The sequence below is a fragment of the Dactylosporangium sp. CS-033363 genome, assembly GCF_050942475.1.
Lineage (GTDB): Bacteria > Actinomycetota > Actinomycetes > Mycobacteriales > Micromonosporaceae > Dactylosporangium.
The window spans coordinates 5,884,369-5,906,079 of the sequence record NZ_CP192032.1 but is presented as its reverse complement, the minus strand read 5'-3'; the positions used below and the strand labels follow the sequence as shown (position 1 = coordinate 5,906,079).

Genomic DNA, 21,711 nt, shown 5'->3' with positions numbered 1-21,711 from the left:
CGGTGATGTGGCGGCCGCGCGCGACCGCCACACCACGCCCTCGGATCAGCTCAGGCGGAACTGCTGGTTGGCGCCGCCCCAGCAGTCGTAGAGCTGGACCCGGGTGCCGTTGCTGTGCGACGCGCCGGGCACGTCAATGCAGCGGCCTGACGGTGCACCGACGATCCGGCCCGAGCCACCGCCCCGATGTCGGCGACGTGGTTCGGAGCCGCACCACCTGAAAATTCGCGGCGGCGGGTCAGTTCATGCGCGGGTCCAGCGCTGGTTGGTGCCGCCGGTGCAGGTCCACAGCTGCACGAGCGAGTTGTTCGCGGTACCGCCGCCGCTCACGTCCAGGCACAGCCCGGACTGCACGCCGGTGATGGTGCCGTTGGCGTTGACGTTCCACTGCTGGTTGGTCTGGCCGTTGCAGTCCCAGATCTCCACCTTCGTGCCCGGTGAGGTCTGGTTGTTGTACGCGTCCAGGCACTTGCCGAGCACCTGGAACTGCTTGGATCCGGTGTACGTCCACTGCTGGTTCGCGCCGCCGTTGCAGTCCCAGATCACCAGCTGCACGCCGTTGGTCGTGCTGCCGTTGGGGTCGTCGAGGCAGCGGCCGGAGCCCGTGCCGCGGATCGTGGTCGTCGAGCCGCTGGGGTTTCCGGTGGTACCGCCGGCGACCCGGTACATCACCACGCCGTGCCCGGGCACGCTGGCGCTGATCGTGCCGCTCGTGCTGCTGCTCGCCCCGCTCCACAGGTCGCTCAGCGCGTACGACGACGCGCCGGACTTGCCGATCGCGGCGGCCGTGGTGCTGATCGTCGCGGTCGTGGTGTTCTCGTTGAACAGCACCACCGACACGTCCCCGTTGGCGAGGGGCTTGGCCAGCACGTCCAGCCCGCCGGAGGAGCTCACCATCCGGCCCTGCTTGCCGGCCGAATCCTGGTCGACCGCGATCACCGCCTTGTTGCCCAGGATGGACAGCGTCGTGGCGCTCGCGTTGACCAGGTTGTTGCCGGCCAGCAGCGGGGCGGCCATCTGCGCCCACAGGCTGAAGTGGGCCCGGTCCTCGGTGGCGGACATCCCGTTGCCGACCTCGAGCATGTCCGGGTCGTTCCAGGCGCCCGGCCCGGCGTAGGAGGCCAGCCCGACGTTCTGGTGGAAGATGTTCAGCACGCTGCCGAAGTTGGGCTGGATGTCGCCCGTGGTGCGCCACAGGTTGCCGACGTTCGGCGCCCAGGTCCACGGCGCGTTGACGCCCCATTCGCAGATGCTGTACACGATCGGCCGCCCGGTCGCCGCGAGCGCGTCGCGCATCGCGGAGTAGCGGGCGATGTACTGCTGCGTCGTGGAACTGCCGTTGTTGTTGCAGTTGTCGTACTTGAGGTAGTCCACGCCCCACGCCGCGAAGGTGCGCGCGTCCTGCGTCTCGTGGCCGAGGCTGCCCGGGTAGCCCGCGCAGGTCAGGGTGCCGGCGTCCTCGTAGATGCCGAGCTTGAGGCCCTTGCCGTGCACGTAGGCGGCGGTGCCGGAGATGCCGTCGGGGAACTTGGCGAAGTCGGGCTGCAGGTTGCCCGACGCGTCGCGGCTGTGCTGCATCCAGCAGTCGTCGATGTTCACGTACTGGTAGCCGGCGGCCGCGAGCCCCGAGGACACGATCTTGTCCGCGGTCTGCTTGACCAGGGTCTCGGAGACGTTGCAGCCGTACGCGTTCCAGTCGTTCCAGCCCATCGGCGGGGTGAGGGCGAGGTTGTTGGGCAGCGCCTGGGCCGGTTCGGCGGTGCGCACGCCGATGAACCACACGGCGGCGCCGGCGGCCAGCAGCAGCGTGACCGTGCGGGCAAGCCAGGGTCTCGTTCCATGCATCTGGTACTCCTCTGCGGTACCGCATCGCCGCCCGGGATGTGAGCGCTAACAGTCCGATCCTGGCGGGGGTCGGACACCGGCGGCGACGAGGGGCGGGGTGTGGCGGGGGAGACCCGCCGACTCGTGACGTTGCCACAATGTTCCGCGGCGTTCAATAGGTCGTCATCCATGCCGCAAAACACCGTCGATGCGCAGGGCGACCATTCCGGCGCGGCCCGCATAACCACTTCTTTCGGGTTGAATGCCCGGCCGTCCTCTGGCAATCTCATCGACCTCGACGATTCTGTTAACGCTCACAAGCCCGTGAGGTGGCTCATGCCCTTCCGCCCTCACCGCCACGCAACCGCGTTCGCCGCCGTGCTGATGCTCGCCGCCGTCGCCGCCGTCGCGCTGCACATCGCCCCGGCCGCCGCCGCCACGGTCGACACCAGCGCGTGGTACGTCCTCGTCAACCGCAACAGCGGCAAGGCGATCGACGTCTACGGCTCGGCGACCGACGACGGCGCCCGCATCACCCAGTGGACCCGCAACAACGGCGCGAACCAGCAGTGGCAGTTCGTCGACTCCGGCGGCGGCTGGTACCGGCTGAAGTCCCGCTCGTCGGGCAAGGTCCTCGACGTCTACAACCTCTCGACCGCCGACGGCGCGAGCATCGTGCAGTGGGCCGACGGCAACGGCACCAACCAGCAGTTCCGCCTGGCCGACGCCGACAGCGGCTACGTGCGGCTGCTCAACCGCAACTCGGGCAAGGCGGTCGAGGTCCAGAACGCCGCCACGGCCGACGGCGGCAACATCGTGCAGTACACCGACTGGGGCGGCACCAACCAGCAGTGGCAGCTCGTGCGCACCGACGGTGGCGGCAGCACCGGGCAGTTCACCAACCCGGTGGTGTGGCAGGACTTCGCCGACGGCGACATCATCCGGGTCGGCGACGCGTACTACTACTCCGCCTCGACGATGCACTACTCGCCGGGCGCGCCGATCCTGCGCTCCTACGACCTGGTCAACTGGGAGTACGCCGGGCACTCGGTGCCGAACCTGGACTTCGACTCCAACGCCTACAACCTCAGCGGCGGCCGGGCCTACGTCAAGGGCATCTGGGCCTCGGCGCTGAACTACCGGCCCAGCAACGCCACGTTCTACTGGCTGGGCTGCACGGAGTTCAACCGCACCTACGTGTACAGCTCCACCGCGGTCGACGGCGGCTGGTCGAAGAAGGCCCGGATCAACAAGTGCTACTACGACGCCGGGCTGCTCTTCGACAACGACACCCCGTACGTCGCCTACGGCAACACCACGATCAGCGTGGCCCAGCTGTCCTCGGACCTGACCTCCGAGGTGCGCTCGCAGACGGTGTACCAGACCCCCTCGAGCGTCGGCACGCTCGAGGGCTCGCGGATGTACAAGCGCGGCAGCTACTACTACATCTGGCTGACCCGCCCGGCCAACGGCCAGTACGTGCTGCGCTCGACGAGCCCGTGGGGGCCGTACGAGCAGCGCCAGGTCCTGCTCAACACGCCCGGCCCGATCTCCGGCGGCGGCGTGCCGCACCAGGGCGGGCTGGTGGCGACCCAGAACGGCGACTGGTACTACATGGCCTTCACCGACGCCTACCCGGGCGGCCGGGTGCCGACGCTCGCCCCGATCAGCTGGAGCGGCGACTGGCCGGTGCTGCAGACCGTCAACGGCGCCTGGGGCGTCAACTACCCGCGGCCGAACATCGCCACCACGAAGACCGTCAGGCCGATGATCGGCACCGACACCTTCACCGGCGGCGCGCTCGGCCCGCAGTGGGAGTGGAACCACAACCCGGACAACACGAAATGGTCGGCGGGCAGCGGGCTGCGGCTGCAGACCGCGACGGTGACCGGCGACCTGTACAACGCCCGCAACACGCTGACCCAGCGCATCCAGGGCCCGTCCTCGACGGCGACCGTGGAGCTGGACTACTCGGCGATGACCGACGGGGACCGCACCGGCCTGGCCATGCTGCGCGACTCGTCGGCCTGGATCGGCGTGCAGCGCGACAACGGCGCCACCCGCGTGACGATGGTCAACGGCCTGAGCATGGACGGCAGCTGGAACACCACCGGCACCGGGTCCGTGGCGGCGTCGGCCGGCGTCTCCGGGGGCCGGATCTGGCTGCGCGCCACCGCCGACATCCGGCCCGGCTCCGGCCGGCAGGCCCGGTTCTCCTACAGCACCGACGGCACGACCTTCACCGCGCTGGGCTCCGCCTTCACGCTCAACAACGCCTGGCAGTTCTTCATGGGCTACCGCTACGCCGTCTTCAACTACGCCACGAGGGCACTCGGCGGCGCCGTCACCGTCCGTTCGTTCACCCAGACCGTTTAGGAGACTCCGTGCAACGCAAAGCGCTCGGCGCCGCGCTGGCGGCGACCGTCGTGGCGGCCGGGGTGGTGGTCGCCCTGAACGCGACCTCCGCCTCGGCGGCGACCGTCGACACCTCGGCGTGGTACACCCTCGTCAACCGCAACTCCGGCAAGGCCCTCGACGTGTGCGGGGTGTCCACTGCGGACGGTGCCTGCATCCAGCAGTACGCCCAGTCGGGCGGGCAGAACCAGCAGTGGCAGTTCGTGGACTCCGGCAGCGGCTGGTACCGGCTCAAGGCCCGGCACTCGGGCAAGGTCCTGGACGTGTACAACCGCTCCACCGCCGACTCCGCCAAGCTCGTGCAGTGGACCGACGGCAACGGCACCAACCAGCAGTTCCGCCTGGCCGACTCCGACAGCGGCTACGTGCGGCTGATCAACCGCAACTCGGGCAAGGCGGTCGAGGTCCAGGGCGCCTCCACCGCCGACGGGGGAGCGGTCGTGCAGTACAGCGACTGGAACGGCACCAACCAGCAGTGGCAGCTCGTGCGCGTGGGCGGCACCACCCCGACCACGCCGGGCAACACCGGCGGGAGCTGCACGCTGCCGTCCTCCTACCGCTGGTCGTCGACCGGCGCCCTGGCCACCCCGAAGTCCGGCTGGGTGTCGCTGAAGGACTTCACCAACGTGGTGTACAACGGCAGGCACCTGGTCTACGCCACCACCCACGACACCGGCTCGACGTGGGGCTCGATGAACTTCGGCCTGTTCACGAACTGGTCGGACATGGGCTCGGCGAGCCAGAACGGCATGAACTTCGGGGCCGTGGCGCCGACGCTGTTCTACTTCGCGCCGAAGAACATGTGGGTGCTGACCTACCAGTGGGGCGGCGCGTCGTTCAACTACCGCACGTCGATCGACCCGACCAACGCCAACGGCTGGTCCTCGGCGCAGACCCTGTTCACCGGCACCATCTCCGGCTCCGGCACCGGCCCGATCGACCAGACGATCATCGGTGACGGCAGCACCATGTACCTGTTCTTCGCCGGCGACAACGGCAAGATCTACCGTGCGTCGATGCCGATCGGGAACTTCCCCGGCAACTTCGGCTCGTCCTACACCCAGATCATGAGCGACTCGACCAACAACCTGTTCGAGGGCGTCGAGGTCTACAAGGTCCAGAACCAGAACCAGTACCTGATGCTGGTCGAGGCGATCGGCGCGAACGGCCGCTACTTCCGCTCGTTCACGTCGTCGAGCCTGAGCGGGTCGTGGACCCCGCAGGCCGCGTCGGAGTCCAACCCGTTCGCCGGCAAGGCCAACAGCGGCGCGAGCTGGACCAACGACATCAGCCACGGCGACCTGGTCCGCAGCAACCCGGACCAGACCAAGACGATCGACCCGTGCAACCTGCAGCTGCTGTACCAGGGCCGCTCCCCGAGCTCCGGCGGCGACTACGGGCTGCTGCCGTACCGTCCGGGTGTGCTGACGCTGCAGCGCTGAACCGGAGCGTCCGGCCGGTCGACCGGGGCGACCCCGGCGGCCGGCCGGTCATAACGCTTTTCTCGAATACGCTCCCGTACACTGCCCGGTGTGATCGAGCAGCGTCCGTCGGCCGCGCGGGTGCGCTGGCGCGGTGAGCTGTCGGTGGCCGAGATCGCGCAGCTCGCGGGCGTCTCGCAGCCCACCGTCTCCAAGGTGCTCAACGGCCGGGCCGGGGTCGGCGACGACACCCGCCGCCGCGTGGAGTCGCTGCTGCGCGAGCACGGCTACCGCCGCCCGGCCGGCCCGCCCGGCACGACGGGCGTCGAGGTGCTGCTGTCCGGGATGCTCAGCTACATCGCCCTGGAGGTGGTGCGCGGCATCGAGGACGTGGCCGCCACCCGGGACCTGACCGTGAGCCTCACCGACATCCGCCGCCGCGCCGCGGCCGGGCAGTCGTGGATCGAGCCGCTGCTGGTGCGCCGCCCGGTCGGGGTCGTGGCCGGCTTCGCCGGGTTCACCGCCGAGCACCTGGACCTGCTCGACGCCAACGACATCCCGGTGGTGACCCTCGACCCGATCGGCGACGTGTACCCGGTGCCGTCCGTCGGGTCGAACAACTGGAGCGGCGCCCTCGCGGCCACCCGGCACCTCCTCGGCCTGGGCCACCGCCGCATCGGCGTGATCACCGGGCCGGTGAAGGACCTGTCCGCGCGGGCCCGCCTCGACGGCTTCCGGGCCGGCCTCGACGCCGCCGACGTGCCCTTCGACGAGCGGCTGCGCCGCAGCGGCGTCTTCACCTTCGAGGACGGCCGCGACCTCGGCCTGGACCTGCTCCGGCGGCCCGAGCCGCCGACCGCCGTGGTGTGCGGCGACGACCTGCAGGCCCTCGGCGTGTACGAGGCGGCGCGGCTGTGCGGGCTGCGCATCCCCGACGAGCTCAGCGTGGTCGGCTTCGACGACATCGAGCAGTGCGCGTGGGCCGGGCCGCCGCTGACCACCGTGCACCAGCCGTTCGCGGAGATGGGGGCCGCGGCCGCCCGGCTCGTGCTGGCCCTGGCCGCCGGGGAGCGGCCCGCGCAGAGCCGGGTCGAGCTCGGCGCCGCGCTGGTGGTGCGGGGCAGCACCGCCCCGCCCGCGCGCTGAAAGTTACAGCCATTCGCGGCGGTCACTGACCCTTCGGCCGCTCGTCCGCATTGACGACGCTCGCGTGAGCGCTAACATTCGCGAAAGTCATTCTCTGCGCCGAAATCCGGAGGATCTGATGAGGCTTCCTCGCGCCCGCTCGCGGGCAGTGGCCGCCGGCTGTGCCGCCGCCGTCACCGTGGCCTGGGCCGCTGCGGTGCTGACCGCCGGCCCGGCCCAGGCCGCCGCCGGATGCCGCGTGGACTACGCCGTCGCGAGCTCCTGGCCCGGCGGCTTCAATACCAACGTCACCATCACCAACTTCGGTGACGCCGTCAGCGGCTGGCGCCTCACGTGGACGTTCGGCGCCGGCCAGACGGTCACCCAGCTGTGGAACGGCACGGTCGCGCAGTCCGGCGCGCAGGTCACCGTCACCAATGTGAGCTACAACGGCGCCATCCCCACCGGCGGCACCGCCGCCTTCGGCTTCAACGGCTCCTGGGCCGGCTCCAACCCCGTACCGGCGGACTTCACGCTGAACGGCACCGCCTGCAACGGACCGTCGCCGAGCGGCCCGCCCGGCTCGCCGTCGCCCAGCCGCTCGCCGTCGTCCAGCCGCTCGCCGTCGCCGAGCCCGTCGGGCAGTGCCACGCCGACCTGCGCCCTGCCGTCCTCCTACCGCTGGTCGTCGACGGGTGCCCTCGCGAGCCCGGCCAACGGGTGGGTGTCGTTGAAGGACTTCACCAACGTCGTCCACAACGGCAAGCATCTGGTGTACGGGTCGAACGTCAACAGCAGCGGCCAGTACGGCTCGATGGCCTTCAGTACCTTCACGAACTGGTCCGACATGGGTTCGGCGACGCAGATCGGGATGAGCTCGGGCACGGTGGCGCCGACGCTGTTCTACTTCGCGCCGAAGAACATCTGGGTGCTGGCCTACCAGTGGGGTCCCAACGCCTTCAACTACAAGACGTCCAGCGACCCGGCCAACCCCAACGGCTGGTCCTCGCCGCAGGCCCTGTTCACCGGCAGCATCTCCGGCTCCGGCACCGGCGTGATCGACCAGACGCTCATCGGCGACGGCCAGAACATGTACCTGTTCTTCGCCGGTGACAACGGCAACATCTACCGGGCTTCGATGCCGATCGGGAACTTCCCCGGCAACTTCGGCTCCAGCTACACCACGATCATGAGCGACTCGCAGTACAACCTGTTCGAAGCGGTCGAGGTCTACAAGGTCCAGAACCAGAACCAGTACCTGATGCTGGTCGAGGCGATCGGCGCGAACGGCCGCTACTTCCGCTCGTTCACGGCGTCCAGCCTGAGCGGCTCGTGGACCCCGAACGCGGCCGGCGAGAGCAACCCGTTCGCGGGCAAGGCCAACAGCGGCGCGAGCTGGACCAACGACATCAGCCACGGTGACCTGGTCCGCACCAACCCCGACCAGACCAAGACCGTCGACCCGTGCCACCTGCAGCTGCTGTACCAGGGCAAGAACCCCAGCGCCGGCGGCGACTACAACCTGCTGCCGTGGCGACCGGGCCTGCTGACGCTGCAGCGCTGAGCCCGGCTCCTTGACGCGGGCGGCGGCGCTCGCTAGCTTCACAAGCGACTGCTTGTACAAGCAGCCGCTTGTGAAGGGGGATTGAGATGCACGACTTCACGTACGAGATGGACCTGCCGATGGAGCCCGCCGCGGTGGCGGCCCTGTTCACCTCCGCGGACGGGGTCAGCCGCTGGTGGGGCCCGACCGAGGGCGACGGCGCGGCCGGTGGGGTCCTCGTCACCAGCTTCGGCCCGTACGGCGCCAACGCCGTGCGGGTGCTCGAATCCGGCCCGCACCGGGTGGTCTGGGAGTCCATCGCGCCGGACGGGACCACGCCGACCGGGCACACCGCGGAGTGGCTCGGGACGCACATGCAGTACGACATCCAGGGCACTGAAACGGGAAGCCGGCTGCACTTCCGGCACGCCGGCCTCACCCCGGACCTGGCCTGCTGGGATGCCTGCGTCGCGGCGTGGAACCAGTTCATGGCCAGCATCCGGACCCTCGCCGAGACCGGCTCCGGCAGCCCGTTCCGGGTCTGAGACCCTGAACCGTGGCCGATCACAGAACGGAGACAACGCCCGATCTGGTACTGCGAGCGCTCGCCGACCCGCACCGCCGGCAGATCCTGCGGCTGGTCCAGCACAGCGAGCTCGCCGCCGGCCAGATCGCGGCCGCGTTCCCGTTGACGCAACAGGCGGTCAGCCAGCACATCGGCGTCCTCAAGCAGGCCGGGCTGCTCAACGAGCGCCGGGAGGGGGTCCGCCGCCTGTACACGATGCGCGCCGAGGCCCTCGAGCCGGTCCGCCGCATGCTGAGCGAGTTCTGGCCGGACGCGCTGGGCCGGCTCAAACAGGCCGTCGAGACCGCCCACCCCCGGCCGAGGCAGCCATGACCGACATCGTCGCGACCGTCCGCATCGAGGCGCCGCCGCACGTGGTCTTCCCGTACTTCACCGACCCGGCGCTCATCGTGGCGTGGATCGGCGAGCGGGCCGACCTCGACCCGCACCCGGGCGGCCGGTTCTTCCTCGACTTCGGCACCGTCGCGGCCAGCGGCGAGTACCGCGTCATCGACCCGCCGCACCGCGTCGTGTTCAGCTGGGGCATCCCCGGCAGCGGCGACCTGCCGCCCGGCGCCTCGACGGTCGAGGTGGTCCTCACCGCCGACGGCCCGGCCACGGTCGTGGTGCTCACCCACCACGGCCTGTCGGCGTCGCACCTCGACGGACACCGCACCGGCTGGCACGACCAGCTCGGTCGCCTGCAGACCGTCTCGGCCGTGCGAGCCTGAAACCCGGTTGATGCGCCGGCCCGGTGTTGGCAGGCTGGCAACCCGTGCCCATCGCCGCGTCGTTCCGCTGGTACTTCGCCGGGCGCTCGATCTCCCTTGCCGGCAGCGCCATGTCCCCGGTCGCGCTCGCGTTCGGGGTGCTCGCCCTCACCGGCAGCGCCTTCTGGGTGGCCGCGGTCACCGGTACCGCGATGGTCGCCACCGTCGCCACCATGCTCGTCGGCGGCGGCATCGCCGACCGCTACCGCCGCTCCACCGTGCTGTCCCTGACGAGTCTGGGCGCCGGCCTCACCCAGGCCGGCGTCGCGCTCCTGCTGATCACGCACCAGCATCCGGTACTGCTGCTGCCCTTCGCGGTCGGCAACGGGGTCTTCCAGGGCCTCACCACGCCCGTCCTGCGCGGCATCCTGTCCAACCTGGCGTCGGGGCGCGGGCTGCAGCGGGCCAGCTCCCTCCTCGCGTCGGCGAACAACCTTGCCCGCATCCTCGGCCCGACGGCCGCCGGCCTGCTGACCGCGTCCGTCGGCGGCGGCTGGGCGATCGCCGCCGACGCCGCCTCGTTCCTGCTGGCCGCCGCGTGCTTCGCCCGCATCGCGATCCCCGACCCACCGCATCGCGCCGGCGGCCGGACCATGGTCGGCGACCTGCGGGAGGGCTGGACGTACTTCTCGTCCCACCCGTGGTTCTGGTCGGTGACCCTGGCCTTCGCCGTCTTCAACGCCACCAACCGGGGCGTCTGGGCGGTACTCGGGCCGGTCATCGCCTTCCACACGATCGGCCCGGCGGGCTGGGGGCTGGTGCTGAGCGCCCTCGGGGTCGGGGCGCTGCTGGCCAGCCTGGTACTGGTCAGGGTCTCGCTGCTGCGCCGCCCGATGCCGCTCGCCCTGGCGACGATGGCACTGGGCGCCCTCCCGCTCATCCTGCTCGGCGCCGGAGCGGGCCTGCTCTGGCTCGCCGCGGCGTCGTTCCTGGCGGGCGTGGCGACCGAGCTCTTCACCGTCACGTGGGAGACCGTGAACCTCACCCACATTCCCGAACGGCTGCTGTCCCGCGTGGGCGCCCACGACGAATTCTGGTCGTTCGTGTCCTTTCCGCTGGGTCAGACCGCCGCACCGGTACTGGCTGCCGTGATCGGCGCGGCGCCGGTCGCACTGACCGGCGGTACCATCGCCGCCCTGACCATGCTCGTCGTGGCAGCGCTGCCGATGTTCCGGCGCATCGAGCTCCACCACTCCGACCATTGAGCGGTCGGTCGTCACCGGGAGATGGCGACCGTGATGACGGAGATCCCGATGATGAGGTCGACGACCGCGCACCACTCCGCGAACGGCCGCGGTACGACCAGGTCGCGCCGGTGATGCCAGGCGTCCCAGCCGGCGTGGAAGATCCAGCCGGCCCCGACCAGGATCTGACCCCATCCGGGCCCGGCGGCGACCGCCGCGACAAGCAGGACCAGGTAGCCGGCCAGCGCGCCGAGCTGGGCGAGCAGGACCGGCCGCGGTCGCAGGGTGCGCCGTGCCGTGCCGATCGCCAGGTACCCCAGCGGCAGGATCATCATCGCCGGCAACGGGATGGGCCGTGGGTCGACCAGGTTGTCGGCGGTGGCGAGCAGTCCCAGCACGCTCGGCCAGCGGGCCAGCAGGCCGTGCCGCTCGACGTGCACCGGCCGCGGCGCTCCGTACTCCCCGGCGCGGCGGAGCATGGCCAGGAGCATAGCGGGCAGCATCAGCAGGTGCCCGCCGATCAGCACGGTCCGGTCGGTGACCAGGCCGGCCCACCAGGGCATCAGGAGCAGCAGGAACGGCACGTACGACGCGGCGGTCATCTCGGCCACCGCCGCGCGGCCGTGCCCGCGGTGCCACATCCACACCGCCATCGCGACCGCCATGTCGGTGACCGTCACCAGGGCGCTGACGTCGGTCCGGTCGGCGATCGCGGGTGGCAGCGGCCACAGCGGGTCGAGTACCACCATGCCGACCGCCATGGCGAGCACCATTTCGACGACGTGGCGGACGAAGGTCCGCCGGGAGGTCCGGGGTGCAGCGAGTGTTGTCATGCCGCCGAGCGTGCGGTCGTCGGAACGCCGGCGACCCGTGACATTTTCACGGTCCGGGCGTGACGGACGCGGGCCTACAGTCGGCCTCATGCAGCAGCGCCTGGACCGGGTCAGGGTCGTCACGTTCGTCGTGCTCATCACCAACGCGTCGGCGGCGTTGTTCCTGCCGGCGGTCGGGTTGTGGCGTGAGCCGGACCCGGCCCGGCAGGCGGTCGGCGCGCTCGGCATCGTGCTGTTCTCAGCGGCCCAGGTCGCCGTGCTGTACACACTCGTGACGCCCTGGATCGGCGCGCGTACCCGGCGGTGGGCGCGGATGGCACTGGCCGGGGCCGCCGTCGCGTCGCTGCCGCTGGTGGGCCCGGCCGGCGGTGGCTGGCCGACCTGGTCGTGGCTGGCCGCGTGCATCGTGGGATTGGTGGCGGTGCTCACCCGGCCGGTCATCGCCGCCGGGCTGAGCGCGGTCACGGTCGCGCTGGCGCTGCTCGTCACGCCGGGCACACTGGGCGACACATTGATCATCACGGCCGGGTTCGGCGCCGGCTTGGCCGCGATCAACGTGCTGCACGTGTGGCTGTGGGACGTCCTGCTGCAGGCCGAGCAGGGCCGTGCGGCGCAGGCGCGGCTGATCACCGCGGAGGAGCGGTTGCGCTTCGCCCGGGACGTGCACGACCTGCTCGGGCACAACCTGTCGATCATCGCGTTGAAGGCCGAGCTGGCGGAGCGACTGGCCGCGGTGGACAGTGCGCGGGCCGGCCGGGAGGCGGCCGAGGTGCGCCGGTTGGCCGCGGCGACGCTCGTCGAGTTGCGGGAGGCGGTGTACGGGTACCGGCAGGCAGGGCTGCGCGAGCAGCTCGCGGCGATCGAGCGGGTGCTGGACTCCTCCGGCGTGCGCTGCACGGTGACGGTGCCCGACGGCGACCTGCCCGCGCAAACGGTGCTGGCCGCGGTGGTCCGCGAGGCGACCACCAACGTCCTGCGGCACAGCCGGGCCCGCTGGTGCACGCTCACCATCGAAAACACCGCGGGCGAGGTGCGCCTGACCATCACCAACGATGGGGTACCGGCCGGAGCCGCGCCCGACGCGCACAGCGACGGCCTGCGTGGCCTGGCGGACCGGCTGGCCGAGTCCGACGGCGTGCTGCGCACCCGGGCCGGGGACGGCGAGTTCACGGTCGAGGCCGTCGTACCCTCGTCATCGTGATCCGGGTCCTGCTCGCCGACGACGAGGAACTGATCCGCGTGGCGGTGGCCGCCCTGCTCGGGCTGGAGCCGGACCTCGACGTGGTGGCCCAGGCCGCCGACGGCCGTGCCGCGGTCGAGGCCGCCCGTGCCCATCGTCCCGACGTGGCCGTCGTCGACCTGCGAATGCCGGCGTTGGACGGCATCGAGGTGGCGGCCGAGCTGCAGCGTACGGTGCCGTCGTGCGCGGTGGTGATCCTGACCGGCCAGGGCCGCCCGGCGCAGCTGCCCCGGGCGCTCGCCGCCGGCGCCAAGGGCTTCCTGCCGAAGGGCTCGCCCGGCGGTGCGCTGGCCGACGTGATCCGTCGGGTGCACGCCGGCGGCCGCTACGTCGACCCCGGCCTGGCGGCGGACGCGCTGAGCCTGCCCGAGTGCCCGCTCAGCCCGCGCGAACTCGACGTCCTACGACACAGCGAACCGGACATTCCGGTGACGGTGGTGGCCCGGCGGCTGCATTTGTCGCCCGGCGCGATCCGCAACCACCTCACCGCGATCATGTCCAAGCTGGGCGTCGCGAGCCGCGAACAGGCCGCCCTCAAGGCCCGCGAACACGGCTGGCTCTGATCCGCGAGGGCCGGCCACCAGCGCGTCGCGCCCCAACGGCGACACGAGCGCAAACGTGATCTCGACGCTCGACCGAGCTGACCGCGGTGGCGATCTGGGTGCCGGTCAGCGAGACGAAGGCGGTCCTGACGGCGATGCTTGACCAAGTTGGTGTGCGTCCGGCCCGGGTCGACCAGGCACGCGCCTGGCTAGATCATGATGGCTGCGGACCGTTCCAGGACCAGCGTGGAATGCTCAGGCCGTCGGGGACGGTGTCGGCGGACTCGTGATGCTGGGCCATGGTGGTCGTCGTGCTGTGGGCGAAGTAGTCGTGCAGCACCTGGCGCAGCGGCTCGGCGGTCAGCCCGGCCGCGTCCAGGGCGTCATCGAAGCACGCGATCGCCCTGCGGTCCATCTCCTCGTGCAGGCCGTTGCCGCTGTGCATGCGCACCACCGACGTCTCGTCGCCGTAGCGCTGCGAGTAGACGGCCGGGCCGCCGAGCGCCTCGGCCCAGTACGCGGCCAGCCGTTCGGTGTGCTGCGGATGGTACCCGTGACTGAACGCGTGACTGACGATCTCGTCGGCCATGACCCGCTCGTGCCAGGCGTGGGCGAGTCGCAGCAGACCCGCCTCGCCACCCGCCGCCTCGTACACACTCTGCATCGGAACAGCTTGCCGCAGCGGGGGCGACGGCGCACCGTCCTGCCGGCGCAGCGGGCTCTGGTGCTTCGGAAAGCGAAGCGGTACGGTGCTTCTGAATCCGAATCGCCTGGAGGGGTCATGGCTCGTATCCCAGCGCTCGAACCGCCGTTCACGCCGGACGTGGCGGCGCAGCTCGCCGCGATGATGCCGGCCGGTGCGCCGCCGATCGGCCTGTTCCGGACGTTCGCCAGGAACCTGCCGATGACCGCCGCGATGAGCCACTGGGGCAGGTACGAACTCGGCCGCGACCTGACCCTGACCCTTCGCGAGCGGGAGATCGTCATCCTGCGTACCTGCGCGCGCTGCGGCTGCGAGTACGAGTGGGGCGTCCACGTGATGGTCTTCGCCGACCGCGCCGCACTCACGGCAGCCGAGATCGCCTCGCTCACCCGCGGACGCTTTGACGATCCCTGCTGGACGGCTGCGCGCGAAGCCACGCTCATCCAGCTGGTGGACGCCCTGCACGACTCGTCCGACATCGCCGACGAACTGTGGCGATCCGCGCGGGAGGTGTTCGACGAGCGGCAGTTGCTCGACGTGCTGCTGCTGTGTGGGTGGTACCACGCGATCTGCTTCACCGCCCGTGCCGCTCGGGTCGATCTTGAGCCCGGTGCTCCCCGCTTCGCCGACATCGCGGTTGGCTGAGGGCCGGCGGCTGCGCCAGGCCGCTTGACGACCGCCGTGGCATGAGCGTGTGCCCTTGAACCCGAGGTTCAGTCGGCCGGGAGTACCGAGGGGTCGAGTTCCCATTCGCCGCGGGCCAGCCGGACGCACACCGGCCGCTCGCCGGGCGAGGTGGCCGACTCGTAGGCCGCGGTCACGTCCTGCGCAGTCCGGCCGGCTGCCGGGAGCAGGCTCATCACGATCCAGTAGGCGGGGCCGTCGCCGCGCCGCTCGGCTACGATGAGGGTGTCGGAGGCCGCGACCGTTCCCGGATTCTGTGCAACGGCCGCGACCACGCGATCTCCACCGAAGGTCCCACCGGGCAAGGCTACGCACCGGTGTCGGCGGGGGCGGTCCAGCCGGAGGAGCGGATCCACTCGGGCAGGTCCCAGACCGCCGGCTCGATCGCCTTCACCGCGGCGAGGTCGGACGGGTACGCCGCCGCCTGCGCGAACCAGCGGAACATCGCGCGGTCCTCGGTGTCGGTGACGGCGCTCAGCGGCAGGGCCTCATAGCGCGCCGGCAGGCCGGCATGTGCGCCGAACGCGGCGGCGATCTGGCTGCCCGTCAGCTGGTCGGCCACGATCTCGAGGGCTCCGCCGGGCGCATCCGCGGTACCGCACAGGATCGCGGCGGCGACGTGGCCGATGTCCTTGAGCGCGACCAGCTTGAGGCCGACGCCGTCCGGCAGTGGCATCTTGAGTACGAGCTCGCCGTGCTCCACGGTCAGCGGTACGTGCGCGAAGCTCTCCATGAAGGCGGTCGGGCGGACCACCGTGGCGCGCAGCCCGGACTGTTGCAGGTACTGCTCGACGCGGCCCTTCGACGCGAAGTGGGCGACGCCCGAGTCGTGCTCCGCGCCGCTGACCGAGTTGAACACGACGTGCGGTACGCGTGCTGCGACGGCCGCGTCGACGAGGGCGGCGCCCAGCCGGACCTCGTCCTCGATCTCCTCGGGGCTGCTGCTGTCCGGGGTCATGAAGGAGAACGCGCCGGCCCCCTCCAGCGCGGCAATCTGTGCGGCCGGGTCGTCGATGCGGAAGGTCGCCAGCTCGACGCCTCGGGCGGCCAGTGCCTGCGCCCGGTCGGACTCGGGGGTGCGGACGAGGGCCCGCACCCGCGCTCCCCGGGCCAGCAGCCCGTCGATGACCGCCCCGCCCTGCTGTCCCGTCGCGCCGAAGACCACGATCGTGCCGCTGTCCTGCGTTGTCACGGTACCCACCCTTCGTTGGTTCATGGCGTGAACTAGATTAGTTCACGCCATGAATCAAAGCAAGGATGCGTTCACGACGGCAGTGGCCAACCGTTCCAGGGCGCGCTGGTCCTCGGGGTCTAGGCCGGCCGCGATGTCGGGCAGGCGCTTGGCGGTCTCGGCGAACACCGCCTCGGCGAGCACCTTCCCCGCGGGCGTGACGCCGAGCATGATGACCCGCCGGTCCTCGTCCGAGCTCACCCGGCTGACCAGGTCGCGCCGCTCGGTGCGGTCCACGAGCTGGCTCAGCGCGTTCTTGGTCATGCCCAGCGAGGTGGCGAGCTGCGTCATCCGCCCCGGCTCGTCCTTGATCGCGCACAGCAGCGTGGCCTGCATGGGGGTCAGGTCGAGCTCGGCGCAGATCTGCGCGTACTTGCGCTGGATCAGGACCGAGAGCCAGAAGAGCTTGTCGCCGTAGTCCATGGCCGCCTGCCCTCGTCCGGTTTTCGAACGCCGAGTCTACCGCCGTGGACCGGGGCACCTGCTCGCGAATAGGGTCGCTGGGTGGTTCTGAGCGCGCAGGACGTCGTCGGCATGATCGAGTCGGATCCGACGGCGATGAACGTCCTGCGGGCTGCGGCCGATCTTGCGTTGCCGGATTGGTGGATCGGTGCCGGCTTCGTACGTAACCGGGTCTGGGACTCGATCAGCGGCCTCCCGGCGTCGCCGGAGCGCGACGTGGATGTCGCCTACTTCGATCCGGAGAGGCTGGACCCGCGCGAGGACGCACGCGCCGAAGCGCAGGCCATGGCGGCCCTGCCTGGGGTGCCGTGGGAGATTCGCAATCAGGCACGGATGCATCTGCGCAATGGCGATGAGCCCTACACGTCCGCCCTGGACGCGATCTCGCGCTGGCCCGAAACGGCAACGTGTGTCGCGGTCACGCTGCGGGGAGACGCTGTTCGCCTGGTGTGCTGTCATGGGCCGGCCGACCTGGTGGGCATGGTTGTCCGCCCTTCTCCGGCGTTCGACAACGCGGCGGGCCGCGCGACGGTACGGCGCCGCCTGGAGGTCAAGGGATGGCTCGACCGATGGGCCGGACTGCGGCTGGAGATCTAGCACGCACGCCGAGCGAAGGGAACCCAGGCGTACGGCAGTAGTGTCGCGCGTATGGCGGAGCGGGTCGCATGGGTGACGGGCGCGAGCCGGGGCATCGGGCGGGGCATCGCGGTGGCGCTGGGGCGAGCCGGCTGGACGGTCTGGATCACCGCCCGCTCCGGCGGGGCGTCCGGGCCGACGTCGCACCTGCCGGGCACCGTCGAGGACGCGGCGGCGGCGGTCAGCGAGGCGGGCGGCCGGGGGATCGGCGTGGTGTGCGACCATCGCGACGAGGCGCAGATTCAGGCGGTACAACAGCGAATCGAAACCGAGCACGGCGCGCTGCACCTGCTGGTGAACAACGCCTGGGCCGGCTATGAACGGCTCAACGCGGGGGAGTGGGCCGAGTGGAACGCCCCGTTCTGGCAGCAGCCGCTCGGGTTGTGGGACGCGATGTTCGCCAGTGGGGTGCGGACCCACTATGTCACGAGCGCGATCTGCGCCCCGCTGCTGCGCCGCTCCTCGCCGGCCGCGATCGTCACCGTGTCGATGGAGGCCGGGGCGCGGCACGAGCCGTCGTACGGGGTGGCGTACAGCGTGGCGAAGGCGGCCGACGACCGGCTCGCCGAGGCGATGGCGGGGCAGCTCGCCGCTGACCGGGTGGCGTCGGTGGCGCTGTATCCGGGGCTGGTGCGCACCGAGGGCGTGATGCAGTTCGCCGAGCACCTGGACCTGACCGGCGCGCAGAGCGCCGAGGGGGTCGGGCGGGTGGTCGCCGCCCTCGCCGCCGACCCGGGGCTGATGTCACTGACCGGGCGGGCGCTCGTCGTCGCCGACCTGGCCAGCCACTACGACGTCGACGTGACCGGCTGAGGTCCGCCGCTGGATGGCCGGGCGCGCCGCCGTGCTCAGGATTGCCGGGGCGCCGGCGGGGGTGACGAAGAGGCGGTGACCCGCTCCGCGGGGGCCATTGCGGAATGTGACGGGAGTGGCAGACTGAGGGCATGACCCGTACCGCGGACGCCGTTGCTGGTCGGTGGTTGTCGTGCCGGTGAGGCGCTCGGAGCGGCTCGACGGGTGCGAGCTGGTCTGGACCGACGACCGGATCGCGGTCGTGGGCGTCGTCGACCAGGTCAACGCCGGGGCCGTGGCCGGGCGGTTGTGCGCGGCGGTCGCGGGCGTGGTCACCGTGATCGATCTGGGCGGCGTGACCTTCTTCAGCGCGGCCGGCATGCACGTCCTGGAGGCGGTGGCCGCCGCCGCGGCCGCGGCGGACGCGATCGTGCAGGTGAGCTGTTCGGTCGCGGTGTGGGAGATCGCCGAGGTCTGTGGGGCGACGGACCTGCCCGGTCTGGTGCTCGACCGGTACCCGCGCGCCGATCCGGACGAGGTCGAGGGTCGGGGAGCGAAACCATGAACGCGCCGATCGGTCGGCCGACGCGGGGCCGCTTCGAGCACACCGCGCTGATCGTGGATTCCGATGATGCGCTGGACCGCTCGCTGCTGCCGGTGTTGCGGCGCCATGTCAGCACCGGTGAGCCGACGCTGATCGTGGTCAGCCCCGACACGCGGCGCAGGCTGCGGGCGCTGCTCGGCCCCGACGCCGACGCCGAGGCGCTGACGTGGGGTGAGTCCGACGCGTTCTACCAGCGCCTCGGGTTCGCCTACGAGTCGTTCCGCCGGTTCCTGGAGCAGCAGCACGCGCTGGGCCGCAGCGTGCACGTGATCGCCGAGCCGGACATCCCCACCGACCTGGACGCGCCGGTCGACCGGGTCGCGGCGTACCTGTCGTACGAGTCGGTGTGCAATGACGCCTACGCCAGCTATGGATGCCCGGTGACGTGCCTGTGGGACAGCCGGCGGCACCCGACCCTGGTCATCGAGAACGTGCGCAGCATCCACGACCACGAGCTGACCGACCGGGGCAAGCGGCTGAGCACGACGTTCGTCCCGGCCAGCGCCTACCTGGCCGGGCGGGCCGAGGTCGCGATGCCCGCCCCGCCGGACGTCGCCGAGACCGATCTGGCCCTGTCGGTACTGCCGGACATCGCCACCGGCCGCGAGGCGATCACGGCGTGGGCCGCCGCCCGCGGGTTCGCCGCCCCCGCGGTGCGGCAGGTGAGCTCGGCCGTCAACGAGGTGCTCACCAACGCGCTGCAGCACGGCACGGCGCCGGTCCGGCTGCGCGGGTGGCGGCACGGCAGCATGCTGGTGGTCCAGGTCGACGACAGCGGCGGCCGGGCCATCCCGCCCGACGCCGGCTACCGGCCGCCGGCACAGTCGCCGACCGGCCTGGGCCTGTGGATCGCCCGGCAGTTCGCCGACATCGTCCTGACCCGGACGACCCCCGGCAACACCGCGGTCCGCCTGTACTTCCCGCACGCGCTCACCCACCGCGGGCCCGAGGCCTGACCGGTTTCCGGCCCGTCCGCTGGATGCCCGGGCCGGTCGCGCCGTGCGACGATGGGATGCCGGCGGCCGGCTCGACGTCGTGGCCGATCGCCGCCGGTGCATACACCGATGGAGGCGGTGAGGGGCGGTGAGGCCGGTGGCGACGCTACGGCGGGAGCACGGCGCTGCGGCTGCTGCCGCGGGCCCGGCCATGACCCTGGCGGTGCTCGGTCCCTTGGACGCGGCCACCGAGGCCGGTTGCGCCGCCGTCCTGCGCCGGAGCGTCGCCGGCCTGAGCGCCGGCCAGGTGCTGATCATCGACCTGCGCGGCTGCGACTTCCTCGCCGTGGCCGGCGCCCGGGTCCTGCTCGACGCCGCCCGCCGCAGCCGGGCCCGGCAGGCGTCCTGCCGCTTGCTGGTCACCCCGGGCCACGAGATGGTGCGGACCCTGGAGCGCCTCGGCGTGGCGGCGGCGGTACACCTGATCACCGATGCGGTCGCGACCGGGGGCCGGTCGTGACCCGCCACGCCGCCCTGCTCTACGACGACCTCGGCGACCTGCTCACCCGCCTGGCCGGGACCGGCTGGTCCGCCGATCCGGTCGTGCTGGCCTGCGACGGCGCGCACGAGCCCGCGATCAGCGCGCTGCTCGCCGACCGGGTCGTGCTGCGCACGCCGCGGCCGGACATCCACTCCCGCCCGGCCGCCGCGCTGGCCGGCTACCGCCGCCACGCGTCCCGGTTCGGCGGCGGCGCGACCGTCATCGCCGAACCCGACCCCGGCGAGACCGAGGTGGCGTGGGCCCGCGCCGCCCGCTGCGAGGCGGCGGCCAACCTGGACCCCGCCGACCGGTTCGACGTCGTGTGCGCCTACCCGGCCACGGCCCCCGAACCGCTCCTGCGCCACGTCATTGCCACCCACCCCCTGCTGCTGGGCCCCGGCGGCGCCCGTCCCAACCCCGGGCACGCCGAGCCGGGCACCGTACTGGACCAGCTCGACCTGGGGATGCCCGTCCCGCTACCGGCGGACCTGCCGGTGCTGCACGCCGGGTCCAGTACCATCGCCGACCTGCGCGGCCTGCGCGAACTGGCGACCGCGCACCTGGCCGGCGTGCCGACGCTGGTGCGCACCGACTTCGTCGCCGCGCTCAACGAGATCCTCACCAACGCCTACCTGCACGGCGCCCCGACGGTCGAGCTCACCATGTGGGTCGGCGCCGAGACGGTCGAGGCCCGCGTCACCGACCACGGCCGGGGCCGGCCCGACGCGGCGGCCGGCTACCGGGCCCGGCCCGGAGCGGGCCGGGCCGGGGCGGGGCTGTGGCTCGCCCGGCAGGCCTGCGACGACATCGACATGTGGCGCGAGGACGGCACCTTCACCGTCCGCGCCGCGACCGGGATCGCCTCGGACCGCGACCGCCAGATCAGCGGCGCGATGGCCCGCGCCGAGACCGCACACACCCGGGCCGCCCTCGCCGCGCACCGCACGAGGACCCGGCCGCCGGTGCCACTGCCCGCCGAGCGCGCCTCCCGCCTGGCCCGGCCGCCGGCCCCACCGCCGCCGGCGTGAGAGCCCGGCGCGTCACCGCGTCCAGCCGGTGCCGGGGCGTGACGTGCCCGGTCAGGGCTGCAGCAGGACCCGCCGGGCGGCGCGGGCGAGCAGGGCGCGGTCGGTGGCGGCGGCGAGGGTGTCGTGGGCCGGGTGGCTGAGCACCTGCACGACGGCGAGGTCGAGGTTCAGCGCCTGCAGGGCCCGTTCGGCGGGCGGCCCGGCGTGGCTGCCGCCCGGTGTGCGCACGCCGCCGATCAGGATCACGAGGGTATGCGGGTTGTGCACGGCGGCGGCGACGACCGGCATCGGCGTGACCACGGTCAGGCCGGGCACGTCGTCGAGCAGTTCGGCCAGCCGCACGGCCTTCGGGCCGCCCGAGATGCCGACCACCATGCCCGGCTGGACGAGCTGCACGGCCTCGCGCAGGTCGTCCGGGGCCGGTCGGGGCGCGGGCACCGCCGGCCGGTCGGGCGTGACCGGCATCGCGCCGCCGTGGACCCGGCGCAGCAGGCCGCGGTCGGCGAGGATCTCCAGGTCGCGGCGGATGGTCGGGATCGACACGGCGAAGCGCCGGCTCAGTTCCCGCAGGCCCGCCCCGCCGAGTTCGCGGGTGGTGGTGACGATTCCGGCGCGGCGCGCCTCGATGAGCAC

25 protein-coding genes are annotated in these 21,711 nt (G+C 71.9%); 17 read left to right on the top strand and 8 right to left on the bottom strand.

The features are described 5' to 3' along the window. Nucleotides 1–45: 45 nt before the first annotated feature. The gene (locus tag ACQPZ4_RS27250) at nucleotides 46–225 is read right to left on the bottom strand and encodes an RICIN domain-containing protein (protein WP_433066674.1); all 180 of its coding nucleotides are present in this window, start codon (nucleotides 223–225) and stop codon (nucleotides 46–48) included. 18 nt (nucleotides 226–243) lie between these two features. Next, complete coding sequence (locus ACQPZ4_RS27245) at nucleotides 244–1,845, bottom strand: glycoside hydrolase family 27 protein (RefSeq protein ID WP_433041010.1); 1,602 nt, start codon at nucleotides 1,843–1,845, stop codon at nucleotides 244–246. A gap of 363 nt (nucleotides 1,846–2,208) precedes the next feature. Here ACQPZ4_RS27245 and ACQPZ4_RS27240 point away from each other — a divergent pair, with 363 nt between their 5' ends. The 8 genes from ACQPZ4_RS27240 (at nucleotide 2,209) to ACQPZ4_RS27205 (ending at nucleotide 10,868) form a co-directional block, all read left to right on the top strand. Next, nucleotides 2,209–4,200, top strand: coding sequence for an RICIN domain-containing protein (locus ACQPZ4_RS27240; protein ID WP_433066671.1), 1,992 nt, complete (start codon nucleotides 2,209–2,211; stop codon nucleotides 4,198–4,200). An 8-nt stretch (nucleotides 4,201–4,208) separates the two neighbouring features. Continuing rightward, nucleotides 4,209–5,681: a non-reducing end alpha-L-arabinofuranosidase family hydrolase gene (locus ACQPZ4_RS27235; RefSeq protein ID WP_433041007.1), complete on the top strand. Its 1,473-nt coding sequence runs from the start codon at nucleotides 4,209–4,211 to the stop codon at nucleotides 5,679–5,681. 90 nt (nucleotides 5,682–5,771) lie between these two features. Beyond that, complete coding sequence (locus ACQPZ4_RS27230; RefSeq protein ID WP_433041004.1) at nucleotides 5,772–6,806, top strand: LacI family DNA-binding transcriptional regulator; 1,035 nt, start codon at nucleotides 5,772–5,774, stop codon at nucleotides 6,804–6,806. 118 nt (nucleotides 6,807–6,924) lie between these two features. Next, the gene (locus ACQPZ4_RS27225; protein WP_433041001.1) at nucleotides 6,925–8,349 is read left to right on the top strand and encodes a non-reducing end alpha-L-arabinofuranosidase family hydrolase; all 1,425 of its coding nucleotides are present in this window, start codon (nucleotides 6,925–6,927) and stop codon (nucleotides 8,347–8,349) included. A gap of 86 nt (nucleotides 8,350–8,435) precedes the next feature. Next, nucleotides 8,436–8,873, top strand: a complete 438-nt coding sequence (locus tag ACQPZ4_RS27220; RefSeq protein WP_433040998.1) for an SRPBCC family protein — start codon at nucleotides 8,436–8,438, stop codon at nucleotides 8,871–8,873. Between the two features lie 11 nt (nucleotides 8,874–8,884). Beyond that, nucleotides 8,885–9,226, top strand: a complete 342-nt coding sequence (locus ACQPZ4_RS27215; protein WP_433040995.1) for an ArsR/SmtB family transcription factor — start codon at nucleotides 8,885–8,887, stop codon at nucleotides 9,224–9,226. Then, the gene (locus tag ACQPZ4_RS27210; RefSeq protein WP_433040992.1) at nucleotides 9,223–9,624 is read left to right on the top strand and encodes an SRPBCC family protein; all 402 of its coding nucleotides are present in this window, start codon (nucleotides 9,223–9,225) and stop codon (nucleotides 9,622–9,624) included. The genes ACQPZ4_RS27215 and ACQPZ4_RS27210 overlap by 4 nt, the downstream gene beginning before the upstream one ends. 44 nt (nucleotides 9,625–9,668) lie before the next feature. Next, nucleotides 9,669–10,868, top strand: a complete 1,200-nt coding sequence (locus tag ACQPZ4_RS27205) for an MFS transporter (protein ID WP_433040989.1) — start codon at nucleotides 9,669–9,671, stop codon at nucleotides 10,866–10,868. Between the two features lie 11 nt (nucleotides 10,869–10,879). Here the strand turns inward: ACQPZ4_RS27205 and ACQPZ4_RS27200 are convergent, their stop codons facing one another. Next, nucleotides 10,880–11,680 (bottom strand): hypothetical protein, encoded by an 801-nt coding sequence (locus ACQPZ4_RS27200; protein WP_433040986.1) that lies wholly within the window; start codon nucleotides 11,678–11,680, stop codon nucleotides 10,880–10,882. 88 nt (nucleotides 11,681–11,768) lie between these two features. Between ACQPZ4_RS27200 and ACQPZ4_RS27195 the strand changes: the two genes are divergently transcribed. Both ACQPZ4_RS27195 and ACQPZ4_RS27190 read left to right on the top strand, forming a co-directional pair. After that, nucleotides 11,769–12,881 carry a sensor histidine kinase gene (locus tag ACQPZ4_RS27195; protein ID WP_433040983.1) on the top strand — a complete coding sequence of 371 codons (1,113 nt, stop codon included), beginning with the start codon at nucleotides 11,769–11,771 and terminating at the stop codon, nucleotides 12,879–12,881. Further along, nucleotides 12,878–13,483: a response regulator gene (locus tag ACQPZ4_RS27190; protein WP_433040980.1), complete on the top strand. Its 606-nt coding sequence runs from the start codon at nucleotides 12,878–12,880 to the stop codon at nucleotides 13,481–13,483. Before ACQPZ4_RS27195 ends, ACQPZ4_RS27190 begins: the two co-directional genes overlap by 4 nt. 193 nt (nucleotides 13,484–13,676) lie before the next feature. On the opposite strand, the gene ACQPZ4_RS27185 is transcribed toward ACQPZ4_RS27190, so the two are convergent. After that, a complete protein-coding gene (locus ACQPZ4_RS27185; RefSeq protein WP_433040977.1) occupies nucleotides 13,677–14,126 on the bottom strand; it encodes a group II truncated hemoglobin in 450 nt (149 codons plus the stop codon). Nucleotides 14,127–14,285: 159 nt separating this feature from the next. Between ACQPZ4_RS27185 and ACQPZ4_RS27180 the strand changes: the two genes are divergently transcribed. After that, nucleotides 14,286–14,810: a carboxymuconolactone decarboxylase family protein gene (locus ACQPZ4_RS27180; protein ID WP_433040974.1), complete on the top strand. Its 525-nt coding sequence runs from the start codon at nucleotides 14,286–14,288 to the stop codon at nucleotides 14,808–14,810. Between the two features lie 68 nt (nucleotides 14,811–14,878). Here the strand turns inward: ACQPZ4_RS27180 and ACQPZ4_RS27175 are convergent, their stop codons facing one another. The 3 genes from ACQPZ4_RS27175 to ACQPZ4_RS27165 are packed head-to-tail and all read right to left on the bottom strand — an operon-like array spanning nucleotide 14,879 to nucleotide 16,503. After that, nucleotides 14,879–15,124, bottom strand: a complete 246-nt coding sequence (locus ACQPZ4_RS27175) for a hypothetical protein (RefSeq protein WP_433040971.1) — start codon at nucleotides 15,122–15,124, stop codon at nucleotides 14,879–14,881. Nucleotides 15,125–15,156: 32 nt separating this feature from the next. Further along, on the bottom strand, nucleotides 15,157–16,041 hold the full coding sequence (locus ACQPZ4_RS27170) for an NmrA/HSCARG family protein (RefSeq protein WP_433040968.1): 885 nt from the start codon (nucleotides 16,039–16,041) through the stop codon (nucleotides 15,157–15,159). Between the two features lie 54 nt (nucleotides 16,042–16,095). Then, complete coding sequence (locus tag ACQPZ4_RS27165) at nucleotides 16,096–16,503, bottom strand: MarR family winged helix-turn-helix transcriptional regulator (RefSeq protein ID WP_433040965.1); 408 nt, start codon at nucleotides 16,501–16,503, stop codon at nucleotides 16,096–16,098. Between the two features lie 81 nt (nucleotides 16,504–16,584). Between ACQPZ4_RS27165 and ACQPZ4_RS27160 the strand changes: the two genes are divergently transcribed. From ACQPZ4_RS27160 to ACQPZ4_RS27135, 6 genes are all read left to right on the top strand, one after another. Further along, the gene (locus tag ACQPZ4_RS27160) at nucleotides 16,585–17,139 is read left to right on the top strand and encodes a nucleotidyltransferase family protein (protein ID WP_433040962.1); all 555 of its coding nucleotides are present in this window, start codon (nucleotides 16,585–16,587) and stop codon (nucleotides 17,137–17,139) included. A gap of 51 nt (nucleotides 17,140–17,190) precedes the next feature. Beyond that, nucleotides 17,191–17,991, top strand: a complete 801-nt coding sequence (locus ACQPZ4_RS27155; protein WP_433040959.1) for an SDR family NAD(P)-dependent oxidoreductase — start codon at nucleotides 17,191–17,193, stop codon at nucleotides 17,989–17,991. 172 nt (nucleotides 17,992–18,163) lie between these two features. Continuing rightward, a complete protein-coding gene (locus tag ACQPZ4_RS27150; RefSeq protein ID WP_433040956.1) occupies nucleotides 18,164–18,535 on the top strand; it encodes a hypothetical protein in 372 nt (123 codons plus the stop codon). Then, nucleotides 18,532–19,530: an MEDS domain-containing protein gene (locus ACQPZ4_RS27145; RefSeq protein WP_433040953.1), complete on the top strand. Its 999-nt coding sequence runs from the start codon at nucleotides 18,532–18,534 to the stop codon at nucleotides 19,528–19,530. Before ACQPZ4_RS27150 ends, ACQPZ4_RS27145 begins: the two co-directional genes overlap by 4 nt. A gap of 136 nt (nucleotides 19,531–19,666) precedes the next feature. Then, nucleotides 19,667–20,029 carry an STAS domain-containing protein gene (locus ACQPZ4_RS27140; protein WP_433040950.1) on the top strand — a complete coding sequence of 121 codons (363 nt, stop codon included), beginning with the start codon at nucleotides 19,667–19,669 and terminating at the stop codon, nucleotides 20,027–20,029. Further along, nucleotides 20,026–21,078, top strand: coding sequence for an ATP-binding protein (locus tag ACQPZ4_RS27135; protein ID WP_433040947.1), 1,053 nt, complete (start codon nucleotides 20,026–20,028; stop codon nucleotides 21,076–21,078). Before ACQPZ4_RS27140 ends, ACQPZ4_RS27135 begins: the two co-directional genes overlap by 4 nt. Nucleotides 21,079–21,129: 51 nt before the next feature. On the opposite strand, the gene ACQPZ4_RS27130 is transcribed toward ACQPZ4_RS27135, so the two are convergent. Next, nucleotides 21,130–21,711, bottom strand: coding sequence for a DeoR family transcriptional regulator (locus ACQPZ4_RS27130; protein ID WP_433040944.1), 582 nt, complete (start codon nucleotides 21,709–21,711; stop codon nucleotides 21,130–21,132).

Bases quoted from the DNA above. Each gene is read 5' to 3' on its own strand.
- ACQPZ4_RS27245 (WP_433041010.1), bottom strand. From the start codon at position 1,845: ATGCATGGAACGAGACCCTGGCTTGCCCGCACGGTCACGCTGCTGCTG.
- ACQPZ4_RS27240 (WP_433066671.1), top strand. From the start codon at position 2,209: ATGCTCGCCGCCGTCGCCGCCGTCGCGCTGCACATCGCCCCGGCCGCC.
- ACQPZ4_RS27225 (WP_433041001.1), top strand. From the start codon at position 6,925: ATGAGGCTTCCTCGCGCCCGCTCGCGGGCAGTGGCCGCCGGCTGTGCC.
- ACQPZ4_RS27220 (WP_433040998.1), top strand. From the start codon at position 8,436: ATGCACGACTTCACGTACGAGATGGACCTGCCGATGGAGCCCGCCGCG.
- ACQPZ4_RS27210 (WP_433040992.1), top strand. From the start codon at position 9,223: ATGACCGACATCGTCGCGACCGTCCGCATCGAGGCGCCGCCGCACGTG.
- ACQPZ4_RS27200 (WP_433040986.1), bottom strand. From the start codon at position 11,680: ATGACAACACTCGCTGCACCCCGGACCTCCCGGCGGACCTTCGTCCGC.
- ACQPZ4_RS27195 (WP_433040983.1), top strand. From the start codon at position 11,769: ATGCAGCAGCGCCTGGACCGGGTCAGGGTCGTCACGTTCGTCGTGCTC.
- ACQPZ4_RS27185 (WP_433040977.1), bottom strand. From the start codon at position 14,126: ATGCAGAGTGTGTACGAGGCGGCGGGTGGCGAGGCGGGTCTGCTGCGA.
- ACQPZ4_RS27165 (WP_433040965.1), bottom strand. From the start codon at position 16,503: ATGGACTACGGCGACAAGCTCTTCTGGCTCTCGGTCCTGATCCAGCGC.
- ACQPZ4_RS27155 (WP_433040959.1), top strand. From the start codon at position 17,191: ATGGCGGAGCGGGTCGCATGGGTGACGGGCGCGAGCCGGGGCATCGGG.
- ACQPZ4_RS27145 (WP_433040953.1), top strand. From the start codon at position 18,532: ATGAACGCGCCGATCGGTCGGCCGACGCGGGGCCGCTTCGAGCACACC.